Annotated in this window: 2 protein-coding genes; one reads left to right on the forward strand and one right to left on the reverse strand. The window is 46.7% G+C overall.

Translation table 11 applies throughout. The annotated features are described in order from the left end of the window. Window positions 1-118 precede the first annotated feature (118 nt). Window positions 119-1,249 (reverse strand): glutamine-hydrolyzing carbamoyl-phosphate synthase small subunit, encoded by a 1,131-nt coding sequence (gene carA / locus HMPREF2954_RS05325; protein WP_070689037.1) that lies wholly within the window; start codon window positions 1,247-1,249, stop codon window positions 119-121. A gap of 413 nt (window positions 1,250-1,662) precedes the next feature. On the opposite strand from carA, the gene pilC reads away from it, so the two are divergent. Beyond that, a complete protein-coding gene (gene pilC / locus HMPREF2954_RS05330) occupies window positions 1,663-5,016 on the forward strand; it encodes a PilC family type IV pilus tip adhesin (protein ID WP_231574587.1) in 3,354 nt (1,117 codons plus the stop codon). Window positions 5,017-5,404 lie beyond the last annotated feature (388 nt).

Here is a 5,404-nt window from a genome sequence, read left to right on the forward strand (position 1 = left end):
AGACGATTGGGTTTTCAGGCTGTACAGATGTTGAGAGGGGGCTGAATTTATATTTTTGAAGTTTGGTTTTCAGACGGCCTGTTGTCGAGTTGAGTGTGGCCGTCTGAAAAAATCAGCTTTATTGTTTTGCTGCTTTGATATTGTCAATGAATTTGTCGAATAGATAGCCGACGTCTTGCGGGCCCGGGCTGGCTTCGGGGTGGCCTTGGAAGCAGAATACAGGTTTGTCTGTCAGTTCGATGCCTTGCAAGGTGTTGTCGAACAAGGATTTGTGGGTAATGCGTGCGTTGGTGGGCAGAGTGTCGGCATCGACGGCGAAACCGTGGTTTTGGCTGGTGATGACGACTTTGCCGCTGTCTAAATCTTGTACAGGGTGGTTGGCACCGTGATGGCTGAAGCGCATTTTCAGGGTTTTGGCGCCGATGGCGAGGCTGATCAGTTGGTGTCCTAAGCAAATGCCGAAAATCGGTTTGCCGCTTTCCATCAGTTTTTGTACGGCTTTGATGGCGTAGCCGCAAGGCTCGGGGTCGCCGGGGCCGTTGGATAGGAATACGCCGTCAGGATTGAGTGCCAAGACGTCTTCCGCGCTGGTTTGTGCGGGAACGACGGTCAGGCGGCAGCCGCGTGAGGCGAGCATGCGCAGGATGTTGGTTTTGACACCGAAATCGTAGGCGACGACATGGTAAGGCTGTTCGGTAGGAGTAACGAAACCTTTGCCCAGCGCCCATTCGCCTTCGGTCCATTCGTAGGCTTCTGTGCAGGAAACTTCTTTTGCCAAATCTTTGCCGACCATGCTGCCGAATGCGGCAATCAGTTCTTGTGCTTTTTCAACGGTGGCATCCGCACCGGTCATGATCGCACCGCCTTGCGAGCCTTTTTCACGCAACAGGGTAGTCAGGCGGCGGGTATCGATATCGGCGATGGCGACGGTTTTGTTGCGTACCAAATAGTCGTGCAGGCTTTCGGATGCGCGGAAGTTGCTGTGCAGCAGCGGCAGGTCGCGGATAATCAAACCGGCGACGTAAACGCAGCGGCTTTCTTCATCTTCGGCGTTGGTACCGGTGTTGCCGATGTGTGGATAGGTAAGGGTAACGATTTGTTTGCAGTAGGAAGGGTCGGTCAGGATTTCCTGATAGCCGGTCATGGAAGTGTTGAACACGACTTCGCCGGAAGTCGAACCTTCGTAACCGATTGATGTGCCGTGAAATACGCTGCCGTCAGCGAGAACGAGAAGAGCCGGAGTGGTCATGATGGAATCCTGTTTGCCTGATGATGGTCGGTTCGAAAAAAATGGGTCGGGCCGTCTGAAAAATAAAAATTGTTTACAAAAAAGACAGCCTTCGGAAATCTCGGCTAAAAAAAAACACGCTCCGCAGCCTTGATTTTGCTGCGTAACGTGCTTTTTCAGGCATAGCTGCCTATGCCGTAGAAGCAATGCATTCTACGTCAAAAAGCCGCATCGTTCAAGTTGTATCCTAAGATAGTTTCTACCTTAACAATCATGCGGTCTGTTTCATTTTCACCATTTTGTCCCCTGTATCAGGCAAAAAAATATTCGGAACTGCACATAAATGACATTGTAAATGTTAGAATCACATTCCGAGAAAATAAAAACAACGTCATCATCCGTCAATCGACGATTTTACGAAAAAAGAACGCATTATGAAAAACAACCTTTCACGTTTCCCCGGTACCGTCCGTCCGATGATTTACAGCATCGCCTCCGCGCTCGCCCTGATGGGTGCAGCATCGCAAGCGCAAGCCCAATTTGCTAAAACCCCGCTTTACCTGCAAAACGAATCTCAGATTATCGAGCAGCCAAAAATTAAACATAACATTATGTTTTTCATTGATAACTCTGGGAGTATGGGTCGTAATGCGATTACTGGGGGGAAAAACCCTCCTGGGCAAGAATCACGGATGGATGTAACGAAAAAAGCATTGAAGCAGGTTCTTGACAAGCATCAGGGTAAATTCAACTGGGGTTTGCAAGCTTTGGTAAATACAGAGAATAATTTCAGCGATCCTGATTCAACAAAACATACCAAAAAGAATTATACGAATAGCGAAGAAACGTTTAATACCTCATGGGAGCAAATGATAACTTTGGTAGACAACATGGGCGCTTCGGGTTATACGCCTGCTACCCGCAGGTATTACGAGGTGGTCGCATCTGCTGTCATGCCTAATATCAAATACCGCTGTCAGAAATCCTATGTTGTGATGATGTCTGACGGTGATGCCAACTTCTCTTGCAATCATGATAGTACAAGTTTTCATTATCGCTTTAACTATGATGGAAATAATGGGCGGAGAAATTCAAACAATCCGAAAGCATACTTGAACTACGAGGAGAAGCTTTATCAAACGGAACCGTTTATCACTGCCTACAAATATTTTGGCGAGTCTCCGATGAAATATTTAAGTCCTGAAGAATTGGGCAATACATGTAGGGATAAAAGGGAAAATGTACACTATTCGAGTTTTTGGGATACTGCCAACAGATACGGTGGAGTCGAGGGTGGAATGGCGTTCTTCAGCCGTAAACTTGCTGTCAACGACATTAAAACTGCCGCTGCAGACCGTGTTGATGCTGCCGGGGTGAGCTGGGATGGCGATCCAAATATTGACCCTAAGGGCGTCGATTACAGCAAACAAACAGTACAAACCTTTACTGTCGGCTTCGGTAACGGTATTTCTACGGCCGGTAAAGAATACCTGATAAGGGGAGCCAGTCATGATGACTGGTATTTCGATGCTGCTCAGCCTAAGGATTTATATCAAGCCTTTGAGAAAATTATCAGTCAGATTAGTAATGATAATGCAAGTATTCCTTTTGAAGGAGAGGGCGGTACTGCTCCTGCAACTTCCAGCAGTGGTATTCCTGATTTGGCGGCAACCATCAAACTAAATACCGGGTCTTGGAGCAGTCAGATTCTATTCAATAAGCTGGATGCAAAAGGCAGAAGGAGCAGTGCCTATACCCAACCTTCTTTCGGACACCGTAAAACGCTGATTAACACAGGTTTTGATACCTACCCTGTTGATACCATTATCAATAATCCTCCTGAGTATATCAACAATGCCTATTTTGGCATTGAAGGCAGTAGCGGTGACGAATGGAAAAAACTGCTTAATTGGACAGCTAGGGTCGGTAGTAATGACAGTGCATACAGCCCCTACCGTGACCGTAAATCCGGAGAGCGTGATTTGGGCGATATTTTGGACGGTTCCGTCGCTTCGGTCGGTAATCAGGAGCATGGTCGCCGCGAATATTTAGTTGCTGCGGCCAACGACGGTATGGTGCATATTTTTCAAAGCACGGCAGGAGACCATCCTTATGATTTGAAAGTCAGCTATCTGCCTGCCGGCATGGAGCAGGAAAAGGATGCTGCGAATCAGCCTATTACACTTGCCAAGTCGCTGAAAGATATTGCTCATGCAGATTACGGAAAATCCATCGAAAACCATAAATATGGCGTAAACGGTGGTTTTACCCTGCGTCAGACTCCTGTTGCCGAACAAGACAGCTCCTTATCGCAGCGCGTATTTATGTTTGGTGCGATGGGACAAGGCGGACGAGGCGCATATGCGCTCAATCTTGGCAGTACTAACAAAACCGCAAAAACAGGTTTGGATGTTGACACTACCGAATGGAATAAAACAGTTCCTTTGTTTGAAACTCCAAAAGGAGAGGCTAACAAATTAGGTTATACCATCGGTACACCGCAAATCGGTCGTGTTTCCATCAAACGTGAAACCGATGGTAGTGCCAAACTGGAGGAAAACATCCGCTATGCGGGATTCCTCGCCAGTGGCTACGCAGCTGAAGCAAAAGATGCAGAAGCCAATGAAACTGCGTTATATGTTTACGAAATGCTCGGTAAAGAAGTTGGTATAGGTGAGAAGCGCGGTCAGCCTGCGGGTGAAGAAGGTAAAGCAGGTAAGGAATTGGCGAAAATTATCGTGCCGGGCGGTGTAGGCGGTCTGTCCACACCGACACTGCTTGATACCGATTTTGACGGAGTTGTCGATTTTGCCTTTGCAGGCGACAGAGGGGGTAATATGTACCGCTTCGACCTCCGTGGTGAAACACCGGATAAATGGACTGTGGTCAAAATCTTCTCCGGTTCGTCAAACAAGCCGATTACCTCGGCTCCTGCCGTATCACGAAAAGGAGCTAAGGAATACGTCGTGATTTTCGGTACGGGTAGTGAAATCTACCAAAGTGATTTGAGCAATACTGAGACACAATCGATTTACGGTATTGTCCAAAAATTGGATAAAGCACCGAAAGATTTGTTCGAAGACAAGGCGAATAAAGATATTGCTGAGCAAAATCTGCGCGAACAAACTATTACTGAGGTAGAGCAGTCATATAACGATGAAAACAACCAGCTGCAAACTGGTAAAGCCTTGTATCTGAGCAACGAAAAAATTGAAGAGGCGCATAAGGGCTGGTTCATCAATCTGCGTCCCGGCGAGCGTGTCAGCATTAAGCCGACCATGATTCTGCGTACTGCTATCGTTACAATACGCAAGTACACTTCCGATGGCGGTAAGACCATCGGCAAAGAGGAAGCAGAAAAAGACTTGTGTTTGCCCGTCAGCAACAATAAGTCAACTGTAACCAGTACAACTTTCCTCGGTATCAATGCCGATAACGGTGGCGCACTCAATAGCCGTAGCGCACGTTTTGCTCCCACAGAGTTGACGCGCCCATTGGATGGTTTCGGTACGCAATACGCCAATGGTTTGACTCAAGAAGGTATTGTTAGCTTTACCTTTATCGATCCGAACAAGCGTACGGACGATCCTGTTACCGCCGATGGCGACAGCGGTGGAACCGGTACGGATAAAGAGCTGGGTTATGGTTCTGGTACGCCTAACAACAAATGTTTCTCAGGTAAAGAGGGGGACCATCGCAGTTTGCTGTTGAATAAAGGCAAATCGCTGGAAGTGAAAGGCCGTATCTGCGGTCTGCAACGTATCAGCTGGCGCGAGCTGTTTTTCTGATTGATTCGTGTAAGCGTATGAAGACCAAGAGGTCATCTGAAAACTTGGAAACAGGTTTTCAGACGACCTTTCTTTTTTGTATGGCTCTTTTAGTCATTAATCGAATTTTGAGCGGAGTAGTAAACTGGGGCTTTTGCGCGGATAAAGTCCACGCTAAATTTCCTGATAAATATTGCGACGCAACATTGGTCGTCAGGCTAAGTTTATCTGAGATCTTTTCAATAACATGAGTTATTAAAATTTTATGCTCAATACCATTTTCAAAATGAAGAACCTCCCTGATTTCTTCTACTTTTTTCTCAATATCAGAAAGGTTTCAGTCAATTGAAAATTTTTTAGCACATTTTTATAGTGGATTGAGACCTTTGCAAAATTCCCCAAAATCCCC

Origin of the sequence: Neisseria sp. HMSC067H09 (assembly GCF_001814135.1) — a bacterium.
Taxonomy (GTDB): domain Bacteria; phylum Pseudomonadota; class Gammaproteobacteria; order Burkholderiales; family Neisseriaceae; genus Neisseria.

Excerpts from the sequence above, each read along its gene's own strand:
- pilC (WP_231574587.1), top strand. The coding sequence starts at position 1,663 with ATGAAAAACAACCTTTCACGTTTCCCCGGTACCGTCCGTCCGATGATT.
- carA (WP_070689037.1), bottom strand. The coding sequence starts at position 1,249 with ATGACCACTCCGGCTCTTCTCGTTCTCGCTGACGGCAGCGTATTTCAC.